Origin of the sequence: Pseudomonas marincola, assembly GCF_900116605.1 — a bacterium.
Classification (GTDB): domain Bacteria; phylum Pseudomonadota; class Gammaproteobacteria; order Pseudomonadales; family Pseudomonadaceae; genus Aquipseudomonas; species Aquipseudomonas marincola.
Genome location: NZ_FPBC01000020.1, coordinates 38,569 through 53,207, shown reverse-complemented (window position 1 = coordinate 53,207; position 14,639 = coordinate 38,569). Strand labels below are relative to the sequence as shown.

Here is a 14,639-nt window from a genome sequence, read left to right as displayed (position 1 = left end):
AAAACGTTCGTAAGACTCGGTCTACTGGCCGATGGGGACCCACATGACGCAAGCCAATAACGCTGTGTATACCGACATCAGCGCCGCCCAACTGGTCGAAGAAGCTCTCCGTCGCGGTGAAGGTGAGCTGGCCGCGAACGGCTCACTGGTTGTCCGCACTGGTCATCGCACAGGCCGTTCACCGGTTGACCGTTTCATCGTGCAAGAGCCAGGCAGCGAATCGAAAATCGCCTGGGGCGCGATCAACCGCCCATTCCCGGCTGACAAGTTCGACGCTCTGTGGGACCGCGTTCAAGCGTTCTCCGATGCTCAGGACAGCTTCGTTTCGCACGTTCATGTAGGCTCCTCCGACGCGCATTACCTGGCCGTTAAAATGACCACGCAGACTGCCTGGCAGAACCTGTTCGGTCGTTGCCTGTTCATCAATCCTGAGCAGTACAACCCGGCGGGTCGCGAAGAGTGGCAAGTGCTCAACGTGGCCAACTTCGAGTGCGTGCCTGAGCGTGATGGCACCAACTCCGATGGTTGCGTGATCATTAACTTCGCCGCCAAGAAAGTTCTGATCGCTGGCATGCGTTACGCCGGTGAAATGAAGAAAGCCATGTTCTCGGTGCAGAACTTCCTGCTGCCGGACGCAGACGTTCTGCCTATGCACTGCGCGGCGAACATCGGCGAAGAAGGCGACGTAACTCTGTTCTTCGGCCTTTCTGGCACGGGTAAAACCACGCTGTCGGCTGACGAAAGCCGTTACCTGATCGGTGACGACGAGCACGGCTGGGGTGAAGGCATCGTCTTCAACATCGAAGGCGGCTGCTACGCCAAGTGCATCGACCTGTCGGCCAAGAACGAGCCGGTTATCTGGAAAGCTATCCAGTTTGGCGCCGTTCTCGAAAACGTCGTGCTCGACGAAAACCGTCAGCCGGATTACGCCGATGACAGCCTGACTCAGAACAGCCGTGCAGCCTACCCGCTGACCCACGTTGAAAAGCGTTCCGAGAAGAACCTTGGCGGCGAGCCGAATGCAGTTATCTTCCTGACCTGCGACCTGACCGGCGTTCTGCCGCCCGTCTCGATCCTCAACGAAGAGCAAGCGGCTTACCACTTCCTGTCGGGCTACACCGCACTGGTTGGTTCGACTGAAATGGGTTCTGGCGGCGGCATCAAGTCGACCTTCTCGACTTGCTTCGGTGCGCCGTTTTTCCCGCGTCCTGCTGGCGAATACGCAGAACTGCTGATCAAGCGTATCCGCGGCTTCGGCTCCAAGGTCTATCTGGTTAACACCGGCTGGACTGGCGGTGGCTACGGCGTTGGCAAGCGCTTCAACATCCCGACTACCCGTGGTGTTATTGCGGCTATCCAGAGCGGTGCTCTGGTTGGCGTTGAAACCGAGTCCCTGCCGGTTATCAACCTGAGCGTGCCGAAAGAAGTACCGGGCGTTGAAACCAACCTGCTGAACCCGCGTAACACCTGGGCTGACCAGAATGCTTACGATGAGGCTGCAAAAGGTCTGGCCAAGCAGTTCGTCGAGAACTTCAAGAAGTTCGACGTCTCTGACGCCATCCGCAACGCTGGCCCGCAACTCTAAGCGCCAGTGGTTGTGAAAAAGCCGCCTTCGGGCGGCTTTTTCGTGGGCGCTGTTTCAGTCGTGCATTGATCGAACCAACACGGCGTCTGCCTGCACATTGCGCAGGCAAGGCAACGGGCGTGTTTCAACGTGGGTGGGCAGCCGCTAGCGATGCATTTATGCCGCCGCGGAAACGGAAAAACCGCCCGTAGGCGGTTTTTTTGTGCGTGTTAGACGGTGGTGTAACTCGTAGCTATTCCAGGAATTAACCGTTCAAACTACACCGGTAACGTAGGCACCTTTTTGACTTGCTGTGTAACACCGGCTGAACCGGATGAAGCTGGGGCCGCTCTTCACGGCTATAAGTTTCACATTGTACTGGTTGAACGAATCGCTTTACTCGCTTCAAGCCTGCCGCTAAATCCTTATTCAGTTTCCAGCCTCCACGTGTAGCGCTTCTGGCATCCGCCAGTAGGTTGTGTGTGGCTCGAACGCTGCAAGGAGCTGATCAGCCTTGAACCCGAATACCTCAATGGGTTCAACGCAGTTGATGGTCGACTTACATTTTGCAACTCGATCATGCATGCACAAGGGCGGTGAGGAAAAAATGTTCCGGTGGACCAGAACCTGAAGGACAGAATCCGCCTGCTGCGCCTAGTGGGTGATCTGAATCGATTCTTGTAACCGACCACTAAAACCAGATAACTGCATACCCTTCTCCTTGAACAATTCCATGACTCAAATGTACTCCATCAAAGCGGCATGCGTTAGATGGATTGGGCATGTGCAACAGAACGGGTAGTGCGCATTAGTCTATGGGCGCAATGCCTTGCTCTGGCCCTGTTTGAGGCTCCATGCCATGACTTCCCGCGTTAACTGGTCTGAGGCTTTACCGAACGCGCTGACAACCGCTGGAACCGAAGTGTCTGCTGCATCTTCACGCACCTCAAAGCGTTTTTGCTCGAGGATGGTCTGGCTGTCACGACGCACCAGGCGCACATCCAGAACTACATGTGCTTGCGGTTTGCCAGCGTGGTATTCGCTCTGAAATGCGCGCAAATCGCTGCTCAGTTGCAGGTCGGTTTGCAGGCGGTTGTCATCGCTGCTCACCGCACGTATGCGGCCATCATCAAGCATCCCGGCAATGATCCGGTCGCGCAGCAACTGCGGTGCCCGGTCGCTCCAGCGCGCGCCTTTATAGGCACTTATTTCATTGCCCTGCGGCAGTACCGCAATGCGCGTGCTGTCGAGCGTTTGCGAGCTTTGCGGACGATCCACTTGCAGTGTCCAGGCCGTTTGTCCGGTGCCGGTGTAGCGCTCGAACGGCGCCGCTGGCAGGCGATACACATTGAGTGGTTCGCTTTTGGGCAGGATCGAGCAACCGCTGAGCAATGTGGTCAGCAGCAGGGCGATAAAGGCGTGCGTGCGAGTCATGGTTGAAATTCCTTGATGGATTCACTGCGCAGCAAGTAGCCGCCCGGATCTTCTTCCAGTTTGCGGGAGAACGAGCGCAGCACACTGAGGGTTTCACGTAATTCGCTGATGGCCGGGCCTAGCTGGCTGACACCCTGCATGCCGTTGTTAAGCGCCTGCTGATTGGTTTGAAGCATGGCGGCGATGGTATCGCTGCTCTCTTCGAGCGATGCGGTGATGCGCTCGACATTACCGAACACTTCGCGGCCTTGTTCATCCATCAACTGATTGGTGGTGCGCATCAGGTTTACGGCTTCGGCGCTGGCATCGCCAATGTGCTTGAGCGTGATGTTGAGCTGGTCGCGTTGGTCCGAGATCGAAGTGGTGGCTTGGGCAATATTGTCGAGGGTCTTGCCGACGCGCTCGATGTTGTCGTCCGAGAATAAATGATTGGCCTGCGTGATCAGATGATTGATGTTGAAAACCACATCCTCGCCGTTGGCCAGCAAACTGGCCAGTGGCGAACGGTCTGCCTCAATCGTCGGGATGTCGCCGCCTTTGCCAATCAGCAACGGGCTGCTCGGCGTACCGCCATTGAGCTGTATCACCGCAGTGCCAGTAACGCCGGTCAGTGAGAGCTTGGCGCGGGTGTTCTCTTTAACCGGGGTGTCGCTGGCAACGCGAATCAGGGCGCGTACCTTGCGTGGGTCTTTCGGGTCGAGGCTCAGCTTGAGTACGTCGCCAACGTTGATGCCGCTGTACTGCACTGAGCTGCCTTTGCTCAGCCCCGTAACTGCCTCTTTGAAGATCACTTCATACTGGTGATATTCCTGATCCGCTGAACTCTTGCTCAGCCACAAGGCGAAGATCAGGGCAGCACCGACGGTGACAAGCGTAAAAAACCCGATGAGTACGTGGTGGGCTCGCGGTTCCATTTATAGGCTCCCAAATGCTTTGCTGGCGGCTTGTTCGGCTGCGCGTCCGCGTGGGCCGTGAAAGTATTCGCGTATCCAGGCATCGTCGGTAGCGGCGACAACCTCCAGGCTGTCAGCCACCAGAACGCGTTTTTGCGATAGCACGGCAACGCGATCGCAGATGGTATAGAGCGTGTCGAGGTCGTGAGTGACCAGAAACACACTCAAACCCAGTGCGTTGCGCAGCGTCAGAATCAGTTGATCGAACGCAGCGGCGCCAATCGGGTCGAGCCCGGCAGTGGGCTCATCAAGAAACAGTATGTCCGGTTCCAGCGCCAGCGCACGGGCCAGCGCCACACGTTTAACCATGCCACCAGACAATTCAGACGGGTACTTCTCACCGGTAATACACGGCAGGCCGACCAACGCGATTTTGACCCGCGCCAACTTTTCAGCCGAGGCGCGGCTGAGTTTGGTGTGTTCGATTAATGGCAGGGCAATGTTTTCGGTCACTGTGAGCGATGAAAACAACGCGCCGCGCTGATACAGCACCCCAAAGCGGCGCTCGATTGCAGAGCGCTCAGTGGCGTCAAGGCTCAGCAATTCTTTGCCAAATACGTGGATATTCCCGGCCGTTGGCTCGCGCAGGCCGACTATCGAGCGCAACAATACCGACTTACCGGTGCCCGAGCCGCCAACGACGCCGAGCACTTCACCTTTATACAGGTCGAGCTGCAAGCCTTCGTGCACGGTTTGCGTGCCGAAGCGATTACACAGGTCGCGGACTTCAATGATGGCTTCAGTCATTACCAGCCCATCTCTACGCAAAACAGGGCAAATATCGCATCCAACAGGATCACCACGAAAATCGACTGGACCACGCTTGAGGTGGTGCGCTCACCGACAGATTGCGCGCTGCCGGTAACCTTGAAACCTTCCAGACAGCCGATGACCGCAATCAGCATGGCAAACACCGGGGCTTTGACCATGCCGACGAAGAAGTGCCGGACCTCGATATTTTCATGCAGCATGGTGACGTAAGTGGTCACCGAGATATTCAGCGCCAGCGAGCAGACCACGGCGCCGCCGACGATGCCGCAGATCATGGCAATAAAGGTCAGAATCGGTAGCGTGATCAGCAGTGCATAAACCCGCGGTAATACCAGCAGTTTGATTGGGCTGAGCCCCAGCGTGCGCAGGGCGTCGATCTCTTCGTTGGCCTTCATCGAACCAATTTGTGCGGTGAAGGCGCTGGCCGTTCGCCCCGCAATCAGAATCGCCGTCAGCAGCACACCAAACTCGCGTAAAAACGAGAAGGCCACCAGATTCACCGTGTAAATGCTGGCGCCGAAGTCGGAGAGAATCGTGGCGCCCAGAAACGCCACGACCGCGCCCACCAGAAAGGTGAGCAGAGCCACAATCGGTACCGCGTTGAGGCCGATTTGCTCAATGTTGGCGGTCAGTGAAGTCATGCGCCAGCGCTTGGGCCGGAGCAAAACATGGATCATTGTCGAAAGCGTCAGGCCAAAAAAGCCAATGAGCTGCACGGCCTTGTTGCCGAAGTCTTCGACGGCAACACCGATATGCGACAAGAACTCTTTCAGCGAGTTGGGTGGCGGCGGCGGTGGTGTCCGGCGTGACTCGGTGATGGCCTTGCCGACGTTTTGCAGGAGGCTGCGCCGCTCCGGCGCCAGATTGGGCGATTCCTGTTCCAGTGCATCCAGACGTTTTTCGCCGAGCAACTCGACCAGCACCGCCGCGCCGGCGGTGTCGAGTTCGCTGAGTGCGCCCAAGTCTACCGGTGCATCGTCCTTGAGCTGATGCTTGAAGGTTTCCACCTGCGCTTCAAGATCGGCGTAATTGGCCAGCGTCCAGTCGCCGCCCACGCACAGTGTTTCGCTGACGTCTGGTGTGGCGTCAGTGCCATCGGTGTTGCGCAGCGTGATGTACGGGTTAGTCGCCATACAGACAGCTTACCTCCCTAATGCCGCATAGGAATAGCTAGCCGAAAATTATGGCTGGTTTGGTTTGAGCGTGCTCGAGTTAAACTGTGGCTATATTTAACTGGGCTTGTGCCCACTCCAGCCGCCATGGAAGCGCCCCTGCCGTTATGAAAAAAATTATCTACCTGATTGCGGCCGCCGCTCTGGCTTTTGTTGTTGCTCAAGAGCAAGGCCTACAAATCCCCGGCCTGAGCAGCGCGCCAACGAGTGGCGAGTCTGCTGTTGCACAGGCCTACGCTGATCGGCGCAGCGATGTTCAAGTGCAAGGCCAGGGGGTTGTGATCAAGGTGCTCAAGGATGATACGCGGGGCTCGCAGCATCAGCGCTTTCTGATGCGTGTTGGCAATAAGGGGCCGGTGGTGCTGGTCGCCCATAATATTGATCTGGCGCCGCGCGTCAGCGGTTTGCGCGAGGGCGATACGGTCGGTTTTGCCGGTGAATACGAATGGAACGATAAAGGCGGCGTCATCCACTGGACGCACCGCGACCCTCGGGGTCGCCATGAAGACGGCTGGCTGCAGCATATGGGCAAAACCTATCAATAGCTGTATCGCGCCTACTGAATCACCTCGGCCCCTCTGATTACCGGGTCTGGCAGGGAAAGCGGAGCAGGGGATATCTGCAGATATTTGATGCTTTCGCGTGGAATCATCAGCAAGTCACCATCGACCTCAATACTCAGCATCGGGGTTTCCAGTTGTTTGCGCAGGCTGCGGGCGATTACCACCGGGTCGTCACTTTGTTGCGGGAAACGAAGCGCCAGGCGCTGACCATCCTGGAAATACAGATAAAGATTTTTCAATGGTTTCATGCACAAATTCCTACCACCCGTTGAGTCTTACTTCAGCCTAGCTCGGCCTGCGGCGGGCAGTTGGTTTATTTTTATAAGCCTTGCGTGAGCTTATTCATCCGCTGAATGCGGCTCATCACACGACTAAATTTCTAAAAGTCCGGCGTCTTGCTTATGGTTGGAGGATCTCGAATCACTCTCGCTGAAGATGAGGCCTGTGTATGAGCAATGCGTATAACGTGCAGCAAGCCGCTGTGATTGGTGCCGGAACCATGGGGCGGGGCATCGTCATGAGCCTGGCCAACGCCGGAATCAAGGTCCTGTGGCTGGACAATAATCCGCAGATGCTTGAGCAGGCGCTCGCCGTGGTTGCTCAAACCAACGCGCACAACGTCAAGCTGGGGCGCATCAGTGCCGAGCAGTCTGCTGAGCGCCTGGCTTGCGTCACGCCGGTCAGCGAATATGCGGCACTGGCGGATGTGGATCTGGTGATCGAGACGGTCTACGAAAACCTCGAACTCAAACAGCAGATTTTCCGCACGCTGGACGCCACGCTAAAGCCGGGCGCGATTCTGGCCAGCAACACTTCGGCACTGGATATCGACGCCATCGCCGGCGTCACCAGTCGCCCGGAATCGGTATTGGGCCTGCATTTCTTCAGCCCTGCGCACATCATGAAACTACTCGAAATCGTGCGGGGAGCGAAAACCTCGCCTGCGGTGCTGGAATCCACCCTCGCGCTGGGTCAGCGCATTGGCAAAGTCAGTGTGGTGGCAGGCAATTGCCATGGTTTTATCGGCAACCGAATGCTCCACACTTATGTCCGCGAGGCGCGGATGATGTTGCTCGAGGGCGCATGGCCGCATCAGATCGATGCGGCGTTGCAGGGTTTCGGCTTCGCCATGGGCCCGTTTCGGATGTACGACGTGGTCGGTATTGATCTGGAATGGCGGGCACGCGAACTCGCCGGCAAGGGCCAGGATGATCCGGCGGTGCAGGTTGATAATCGTCTGTGTGAACTCGGTCGATTTGGCCAGAAGGCACGCATGGGTTATTACCGCTACGCCGAAGGCAGCCGTCAGGCCGAGCATGATCCCGAGGTCGATGCACTGGTGCAGGAGGTTTCCGAGTCGCTGGGTTTCGAGCGCCGCGAGATCGGTGCCGAAGAAATTCTCGAGCGCTGCCTGCTGGCGCTGGTAAATGAAGGCGCGAAAATCCTTGAGGAAGACATCGCCGCCAACAGCCACGACATCGACCTGGTCTATCTCAATGGTTATGGCTTCCCGGCCGAGCGCGGCGGCCCCATGAGCTGGGCAGATGAGCAGGGCGTAGCCGAAATTGAGCAGCGTTTGCAGAGCTTGCAAGCCTGTCTGGGCGATCACTGGAAGCCCGCCCGGCTGATTAGCCAGCTGGCGGCGGCGCAGAAAAAATTCGCCGACGTGCAGCACCGAAAGTTCTGATCTTGGCCCCCGCGTTGGCGCAATTGCCGCGCCGCGTGGGGTGCTCACCTGCTGAACACGCTAGTCTGTTGCCTATAGCCAATAAAAAAGAGGCCTGAGCCATGCAGCCATTCAACTTTGTCACCAGTGCCCGGATTATCTGTGAATCGGGGGCTGCGCGTAATCTGGCGGCGCTGTGCAAAGAGCGTAATGTCGGCCGGGTGTTTATCGTCACCGATCCGGGCATCACCAAACTCGGCTTGCTCGACAGTATCCTGCCCGGATTCGGCGCGGCTGGTGTCGCGGTTGAAGTGTTTGATCAGGTCGTCGCCGATCCGCCGCAAGCTATTGTCGAGCAAGCGATCACTCAGGCCAGAGCGCTTGATGCGCAATTGGTGATCGGCTTTGGTGGCGGCAGCTCGATGGATGTTGCCAAACTGGTGGCATTGCTTGCCCATCCGCAAAGCACCCAGCGGCTGGATGATATTTTTGGGGTGGATAACGCCAAAGGCCAGCGTTTGCCGCTGATTCAGGTGCCAACCACTGCCGGCACCGGCTCGGAAGTCACCACGGTGGCCATTATTACCACCGGTGAAACCACCAAGATGGGCGTGGTTTCGGCGCTGCTGCTCCCGGATATTGCGCTGCTCGACGCTGAGCTGACCCTCGGCCTGCCACCGGCGATCACTGCTGCGACGGGCATTGATGCCATGGTTCACGCGATTGAGGCGTACACCAGTAAGCTGAAAAAGAACCCGCTGTCAGACATGCTGGCGCGTGAAGCCTTGCGTCTGCTCGCGGCAAATCTCGATGAAGTGGTGCACAACGGCAGCAATCTCGCCGCCCGCCAGGCCATGTTGCTCGGCGCTAACCTGGCCGGTCAGGCCTTCGCCAATGCGCCTGTGGCGGCGGTGCATGCACTGGCGTACCCGCTGGGCGGCCACTTTCACATCCCGCATGGCCTGAGTAACGCATTGGTGCTGCCGCATGTTCTCGGCTTCAATGCCGCCTCTGCTGCGCCCTTGTATGCAGAGCTGGCCCCGCTGGTGCTGGGCGATCGACTGCGTTCGGCCAGCGCGATGGACCAGACCGAGCAGTTCATTCTCGAGTTGGCAGATTTGAACGAGCGTTGCGGCCTGCCAACGCGGCTGCGCGAAGCCGGAGTGCCGCAAGACATGCTTCCGCGCTTGGCAGCCGATGCGATGTTGCAGCAGCGTTTGCTGGTGAATAACCCGCGCGAGATGACAGAACAGCACGCGCTGGCCATTTACCAGTCGGCTTATTGAGCCGAGTTTGTCGCCCTTCATAACCACGGAAACAGTTCATGAGCCAGACGCAACATTTACGTGATGACTACAAACGTTTTCAGGCGATAACCACGCGTTGGCACGACAACGACATATACGGCCATGTGAATAACGTGACCTATTACAGCTACTTCGACAGCGCCGTGAACAGCTACCTGATCGAGGTGGGCGGCTTGGATATCCATGGCGGGGATGTAGTCGGGTTCGTGGTCAGTTCAAGCTGCGATTACTTCGCGTCCATCGCCTTTCCAGAGCGCATCGAGTTGGGCTTGCGCGTGGGCAAGCTGGGCAACAGCTCAGTGCAGTACGAGTTGGCGGTATTCAAGGAAGGCGAAGAACAAGCCTGCGCAGCGGGGCGCTTCATTCACGTGTTCGTGGACCGAGAAAGCAATCGCCCCGTGCCAATCCTGGCAGAGTTGAGGGCAGCCCTTGAGGCGATATTGGTTTAGACCATGACCAATCGCATTTACAGGTGATGAAACCTGCGGAGGATGGAATCCGCCATGCGGCTTCCGTCATTGCAATCGTCCGGTCGGATGCGATCGGGTTTTGGCCGCGCAATGGCCATGACGGTTTACCCGTTGGGTTAACCATCCTCTGGGATCGATTGCATTTACAGGTGATGATGAAACCTGCGACGCGGCTTCCGTCATCACAATCGTCCGGCCAGCATCAAGCACAAGGCATCAATGATGTTTGTGTTTCTTATGCTTGTTTTTCTTGTGGCCGCGGTTGTCGTCGTGGCGGTTGTCGTCGGCAATGTCGTTGGCCAACGCACCGCCAGCCGCGCCGCCAACGCCTGCGCCAATCAGCGACCCTGTGCTGCCGCCCAGCGAATTACCAATCGCTGAGCCGCCCGCAGCACCCAAGCCACCGCCGAGGGCTGCTTCGGTCTTGTTGCCGTCACGTGCGGTTGCTGCACCACCGACTGCGCCACCGACGCCGGAGCCAATGGTCGCGCCGGTGCTGCCACCGACTTGCGAGCCGATCACGTTGCCCAATGCACCACCCACACCGCTGCCGACTGCAACGCTGCCATTATCGCCGGCAAATGCCAGAGGGCTCACCGCCGCACTCATAAGCAAAGCTGTTAATAAAGTTCGCATCGTCATACCTCAGTTGTCAGGGGCTGCATCGTGCTCGTGCAGCAATGCAGATTAATTGTTCAGTCATAGGTTCGACGCCGGTTAAGGCAGATAATTCAATCATCGTCGGATGACCTTACAACTGCGCCGCGCCAATCAGCAGCGCGCAGTACATCAGTGGCGGTGGCCGTGATGCCAGCCCTTGTGCTTGCCTTTGTGTTTGTGGTGCTTGTGATAATGACGGTCGTCACGGTAGTAATGACGGTCATCGCGATAGCCTCGGCGGTCATCACGACGGCCGTCGTCGCCGTAGTTATTACCCAGTGCTGCGCCTGCGCCGCCACCCAGCGCTGCGCCAATCAGGCCGCCGTTGGTGCCGCCGACACTGCGGCCGATCGCGTTACCACCCGCGCCGCCCAGAGCGCCACCGATGGCCGCTTCTGTGCGACTGCGGCGATCTGCGCCAACCATGCCGCCTGCTGCGCCGCCGACACCGGCACCGATGGTAGCGCCAGTATTGCCCCCCACCTGCTGGCCTACAACGGCGCCGAGAACACCACCCAATGCACCGCCAACACCCGCTTCGGTGTTGCCTGCAAAGGCTTGTCCAGCACTAAGACCGAGGGTCAGTAACAGAATTGATGAGTACTTCATATCAGCTCGCTCAAGTGGATATCACGCGCCGATCCTCATGTTTGTGTGCTGTGTCAGGCAAGCAAAACCCGACGAATAGTCGGGTTTGCGCACATAATTTAACTATCTGTTTTTAAACAAGAACTTTTGTGAAAACGGGCAGTCTTAAACCTGTTTAGGGCATTTGAGTTCGCCTGTTTTCAGGCCGTTTTATGCGCTCTTTAACCTCAGATAATGCGCTGGTTTGCTGCCGCTCGCTCGAGCTTGATGGCGATGAATTTTGAGGTTGGGGTAAAGCTGCCAGCGCCATAACTTTGCAGCGGCACCAACGGGTTTGCTTCGGGGTAATACGCCGCGGCCTGACCCGCCGGAATATCAAATGCCAGCAAGGTGAAACCCTGCACCTTGCGCGCCACGTCGTCATCCCACAATGAACAGATATCCACAACTTGCCCTGGCTTGTAACCGAGGCGGACGATATCTGCTGCATTGGCAAACAATACTTTGCGCTGCCCCTTAACTCCGCGATAGCGGTCATCCAGGCCATAAATGGTGGTGTTGTATTGGTCGTGCGAGCGCAGCGTTTGCAAGATCAAATCCGCGCTCTGGCCGCTGTTGCGCACCTGCGCTGGCAACAGATCTGCCAGTAACGGGTTTGCCTTGAAATTGGCCTTGCCGGTCGGGGTCAGCCAGCGCCGTTCGGCCGCCGAGTTACCCAGATAAAAGCCGCCGGGATGTTTGACCCGGGTATTGAAGTCGCTAAAGCCCGGAATGGTGTCGGCGATCAGCTCGCGAATCCGGTCGTAGTCGGCAATCAATTCCAGCCAGTTCACCGGATGATCACCCAATGTGGCGTGCGCGATGCCCGCCAGAATCGCTGGCTCCGAGCGCATCTCTGCCGAGATTGGCTGCAACTGCCCGAATGATGCGTGGATCATGCTGAACGAGTCTTCAACCGTCACCGCTTGCGGGCCGTTGGCTTGCATGTCGATGTCGGTGCGCCCAAGGCACGGCAGAATCAGCGCGTCTTTGCCGGTAGTCAGGTGGCTGCGGTTAAGCTTGGTGCTGATCTGCACAGTCAAATCGCAATTGGCCAACGCCTTGTGGCTGAGCGGGCTGTCGGGTGTGGCTTGGGCGAAGTTGCCGCCCAGACCGATAAACACTTTGGCCTCGCCCGCGAGCATGGCGTTGATCGCCTCGACGGTGTTGTGGCCGCTGTCCCGTGGCACGGCAAACTGGAAACGCTGCTGCAGACGATCAAGAAACTCCTGCGATGGCCGGTCGTTAATGCCCATGGTGCGGTCACCCTGCACATTGCTGTGGCCGCGCACCGGGCATAAACCGGCGCCTTTACGCCCGAGATTGCCGCGCAGCAGCTGCAGGTTGACGATTTCCTGAATGGTCGCCACCGAGTGATGGTGTTGGGTAATGCCCATGGCCCAGCACATGATTACGCGTTCGGCCTGACGATAAAGGCTTGCCGCCTGTTCCAGGTGCTCAAGGCTCAAGCCAGACTGCTCGACCAGCGAGTCCCAGGATGTTTCATCCAGCAGGCGCAGGTAATCATCCACGCCATCGGTGTGCTCATCGATAAAGGCGTAGTCGAAAATGTCTGGCTGGCCGCTGGCTTTGGCCTCCCGTTGCCACTGCAGGAGAAACTTGGCCATGGCCCGAATCGCCGCCATATCGCCGCCCAGAGCCGGGCGGAAGAATGCCGTGTTCAGCGCCTCGCTGCCGTTGGTGAGCATTTCGATTGGATGCTGCGGATGCTGAAAACGCTCAAGCCCGCGTTCTTTAAGCGGGTTGAAACACACCACTTGTGCGCCGCGCTTTACCGCTTCACGCAGGGGTTCGAGCATGCGCGGGTGGTTGGTGCCCGGATTCTGCCCGAGGACAAAAATCGCATCGGCATGATCAAAGTCCGCGAAGGTAACCGTGCCTTTGCCGATGCCAATGCTCTGACCCAGGCTCACGCCGCTGGCTTCGTGACACATGTTCGAGCAGTCGGGGAAGTTGTTGCTGCCGAAGGCGCGCACGAATAATTGATACAGGTAGGCCGCCTCGTTGCTGGCCCGGCCCGAGGTGTAGAACTCGGCCTGATTAGGGTTTTCGAGTGCGCGTAAATGCTCTGCGATCAGGGCAAAGGCATCATCCCAGCTCACCGGCACGTAGCGATCCTGTGCAGTGTCGTAACGCATCGGTTCGGTCAGGCGGCCCTGATATTCCAGCCAGTAGTCACTCTGCTCACGCAGTTGGCTGACGCTGTAGCGGGCGAAAAATGTATTGTCGACCCGGCGGCTGGTGGCTTCCCAGTTAACCGCCTTGGCGCCGTTTTCGCAGAATTTGATGTGGCCATCTTCCGGCGAGTCGCCCCATGCGCAGCCAGGGCAATCGAAGCCGCCGTTCTGATTGGTCTTGAGCAGGGCGCGCAGGTTCTTGAACGGCTGTTTGCTGTCCAGCCAAAACCGCGTGACGCTGCGCAATGCGCCCCAACCGGCGGCGGCGCCTTTATAAGGTTTATACCGGGGGTTTACCGATTGCAGGCTCATTGGCAAGGCTCGCTTTGGCGCGGCGCGGGGCTGAACACCCGGGGCGCGTTGTGATGAGGTAAATGGATCAGGTTGAGGTTGTTCTGGCGCGCCCATTCCACGGTGAGGGCGGTGGGCGCAGACAAACTAACCAGCGTGGCGATGCCGCTGCGTACCGCCTTGTGAATCAGCTCAAGGCTGCAACGGCTGGTGACCACCACAAATCCCTGCGCCAGATTTTGGCCTTCGTCGAGTGCGGCGCCGATCAGTTTGTCGAGCGCGTTATGGCGGCCGATGTCTTCGCGGCAGAGGCTCAACTCACCTTGCGCGTTTACCCATAACGCGGCGTGAAGCGCGCCACTGTGGCGGGCCATTTTTTGCGCGGTGGCGATGCGCGGACGCAAATTGTGAAGGTGCGCGGCAGGCGGCAGTGCGCTTGGCGGCAGTGGCGTCAGCGTGGGCAGGGCTTGTTCCAGCGCAGCCACACCGCAAAGGCCGCAGCCACTGGTGCCGGCTAATTGGCGACGCTGTTGTTTGAGTGCCCAGAACGCGCGGTTGCTGATGCTGACATTGGCGCTGATCGATGCGGCGCTGTATTCGAGGTGAATATCGTAGATATCATCGACGCGGTTGATCACGCCGCTGCTGAGGCTCAAACCGCGTATGAAGTCCTCGGCTGAAGAGGGCGAAACCATCATAACGGCATGGTTTATGCCGTTATAACTGATGGCGATTGCCACTTCTTCTGCTAGCTGCACGCGCGCCGCAAGGCCTGTCGAGTCGAGTTCGACGTAGCTGTACTCAGCTGCCGGTTGCGGCTGCGGAATGGGCTGAGAAAAGGGTTTGAGCTGCGCGCTACGAGACATGAGCAGTAAGACCTGCGACTTAATGTCTCATTAGCTTAGGTGGCATCAAGGGGCAGCGTCTAATCGCTATGACTGATCCATTGATAGATGCCATCTA

At 58.1% G+C, this 14,639-nt stretch carries 14 protein-coding genes; 5 read left to right on the top strand and 9 right to left on the bottom strand.

Annotated elements, in window-relative coordinates:
• Nucleotides 1-43: 43 nt before the first annotated feature.
• Nucleotides 44-1,585: a phosphoenolpyruvate carboxykinase gene (locus BM395_RS21825; RefSeq protein WP_090515666.1), complete on the top strand. Its 1,542-nt coding sequence runs from the start codon at nt 44-46 to the stop codon at nt 1,583-1,585.
• Between the two features lie 792 nt (nt 1,586-2,377).
• Here BM395_RS21825 and BM395_RS21820 read toward each other — a convergent pair.
• From BM395_RS21820 to BM395_RS21805, 4 genes are read right to left on the bottom strand one after another with little or no spacing between them, the layout of a single operon-like run.
• Nucleotides 2,378-2,998: an ABC-type transport auxiliary lipoprotein family protein gene (locus BM395_RS21820; RefSeq protein WP_090515663.1), complete on the bottom strand. Its 621-nt coding sequence runs from the start codon at nt 2,996-2,998 to the stop codon at nt 2,378-2,380.
• Nucleotides 2,995-3,912, bottom strand: coding sequence for an MlaD family protein (locus BM395_RS21815; protein ID WP_090515661.1), 918 nt, complete (start codon nt 3,910-3,912; stop codon nt 2,995-2,997). Before BM395_RS21815 ends, BM395_RS21820 begins: the two co-directional genes overlap by 4 nt.
• Nucleotides 3,913-4,698 (bottom strand): ABC transporter ATP-binding protein, encoded by a 786-nt coding sequence (locus BM395_RS21810; protein WP_069902336.1) that lies wholly within the window; start codon nt 4,696-4,698, stop codon nt 3,913-3,915.
• Nucleotides 4,698-5,855, bottom strand: a complete 1,158-nt coding sequence (locus BM395_RS21805) for an ABC transporter permease (protein WP_090515659.1) — start codon at nt 5,853-5,855, stop codon at nt 4,698-4,700. Before BM395_RS21805 ends, BM395_RS21810 begins: the two co-directional genes overlap by 1 nt.
• 146 nt (nt 5,856-6,001) lie before the next feature.
• On the opposite strand from BM395_RS21805, the gene BM395_RS21800 reads away from it, so the two are divergent.
• Complete coding sequence (locus BM395_RS21800) at nt 6,002-6,439, top strand: DUF3465 domain-containing protein (protein WP_090515658.1); 438 nt, start codon at nt 6,002-6,004, stop codon at nt 6,437-6,439.
• A gap of 11 nt (nt 6,440-6,450) precedes the next feature.
• Here BM395_RS21800 and BM395_RS21795 read toward each other — a convergent pair whose 3' ends face one another.
• Complete coding sequence (locus tag BM395_RS21795) at nt 6,451-6,705, bottom strand: hypothetical protein (RefSeq protein WP_069902339.1); 255 nt, start codon at nt 6,703-6,705, stop codon at nt 6,451-6,453.
• A 200-nt stretch (nt 6,706-6,905) separates the two neighbouring features.
• Between BM395_RS21795 and BM395_RS21790 the strand changes: the two genes are divergently transcribed.
• The 3 genes from BM395_RS21790 (at nt 6,906) to BM395_RS21780 (ending at nt 9,879) form a co-directional block, all read left to right on the top strand.
• On the top strand, nt 6,906-8,144 hold the full coding sequence (locus BM395_RS21790; RefSeq protein WP_090515656.1) for a 3-hydroxyacyl-CoA dehydrogenase: 1,239 nt from the start codon (nt 6,906-6,908) through the stop codon (nt 8,142-8,144).
• Nucleotides 8,145-8,245: 101 nt separating this feature from the next.
• Nucleotides 8,246-9,409, top strand: a complete 1,164-nt coding sequence (locus BM395_RS21785; RefSeq protein ID WP_090515654.1) for an iron-containing alcohol dehydrogenase — start codon at nt 8,246-8,248, stop codon at nt 9,407-9,409.
• Between the two features lie 38 nt (nt 9,410-9,447).
• Entirely contained in the window at nt 9,448-9,879 is a 432-nt protein-coding gene (locus tag BM395_RS21780; protein ID WP_090515652.1) for an acyl-CoA thioesterase, read from the top strand.
• Between the two features lie 237 nt (nt 9,880-10,116).
• Here BM395_RS21780 and BM395_RS21775 read toward each other — a convergent pair whose 3' ends face one another.
• From BM395_RS21775 to fdhD, 4 genes are all read right to left on the bottom strand, one after another.
• On the bottom strand, nt 10,117-10,536 hold the full coding sequence (locus tag BM395_RS21775) for a glycine zipper domain-containing protein (RefSeq protein ID WP_069902344.1): 420 nt from the start codon (nt 10,534-10,536) through the stop codon (nt 10,117-10,119).
• 153 nt (nt 10,537-10,689) lie between these two features.
• The gene (locus BM395_RS21770; RefSeq protein WP_069902345.1) at nt 10,690-11,169 is read right to left on the bottom strand and encodes a glycine zipper domain-containing protein; all 480 of its coding nucleotides are present in this window, start codon (nt 11,167-11,169) and stop codon (nt 10,690-10,692) included.
• Between the two features lie 206 nt (nt 11,170-11,375).
• On the bottom strand, nt 11,376-13,697 hold the full coding sequence (locus tag BM395_RS21765; protein ID WP_090515649.1) for an FdhF/YdeP family oxidoreductase: 2,322 nt from the start codon (nt 13,695-13,697) through the stop codon (nt 11,376-11,378).
• The gene (gene fdhD, locus BM395_RS21760; RefSeq protein WP_090515647.1) at nt 13,694-14,542 is read right to left on the bottom strand and encodes a formate dehydrogenase accessory sulfurtransferase FdhD; all 849 of its coding nucleotides are present in this window, start codon (nt 14,540-14,542) and stop codon (nt 13,694-13,696) included. Before fdhD ends, BM395_RS21765 begins: the two co-directional genes overlap by 4 nt.
• Between the last annotated feature and the right edge of the window lie 97 nt (nt 14,543-14,639).

Coding starts and splice junctions, on each gene's coding strand:
- fdhD (WP_090515647.1), bottom strand. CDS start 14,542: ATGTCTCGTAGCGCGCAGCTCAAACCCTTTTCTCAGCCCATTCCGCAG.
- BM395_RS21810 (WP_069902336.1), bottom strand. CDS start 4,698: ATGACTGAAGCCATCATTGAAGTCCGCGACCTGTGTAATCGCTTCGGC.
- BM395_RS21770 (WP_069902345.1), bottom strand. CDS start 11,169: ATGAAGTACTCATCAATTCTGTTACTGACCCTCGGTCTTAGTGCTGGA.
- BM395_RS21785 (WP_090515654.1), top strand. CDS start 8,246: ATGCAGCCATTCAACTTTGTCACCAGTGCCCGGATTATCTGTGAATCG.
- BM395_RS21820 (WP_090515663.1), bottom strand. CDS start 2,998: ATGACTCGCACGCACGCCTTTATCGCCCTGCTGCTGACCACATTGCTC.
- BM395_RS21795 (WP_069902339.1), bottom strand. CDS start 6,705: ATGAAACCATTGAAAAATCTTTATCTGTATTTCCAGGATGGTCAGCGC.
- BM395_RS21790 (WP_090515656.1), top strand. CDS start 6,906: ATGAGCAATGCGTATAACGTGCAGCAAGCCGCTGTGATTGGTGCCGGA.
- BM395_RS21765 (WP_090515649.1), bottom strand. CDS start 13,697: ATGAGCCTGCAATCGGTAAACCCCCGGTATAAACCTTATAAAGGCGCC.
- BM395_RS21800 (WP_090515658.1), top strand. CDS start 6,002: ATGAAAAAAATTATCTACCTGATTGCGGCCGCCGCTCTGGCTTTTGTT.
- BM395_RS21805 (WP_090515659.1), bottom strand. CDS start 5,855: ATGGCGACTAACCCGTACATCACGCTGCGCAACACCGATGGCACTGAC.
- BM395_RS21780 (WP_090515652.1), top strand. CDS start 9,448: ATGAGCCAGACGCAACATTTACGTGATGACTACAAACGTTTTCAGGCG.
- BM395_RS21815 (WP_090515661.1), bottom strand. CDS start 3,912: ATGGAACCGCGAGCCCACCACGTACTCATCGGGTTTTTTACGCTTGTC.
- BM395_RS21825 (WP_090515666.1), top strand. CDS start 44: ATGACGCAAGCCAATAACGCTGTGTATACCGACATCAGCGCCGCCCAA.
- BM395_RS21775 (WP_069902344.1), bottom strand. CDS start 10,536: ATGCGAACTTTATTAACAGCTTTGCTTATGAGTGCGGCGGTGAGCCCT.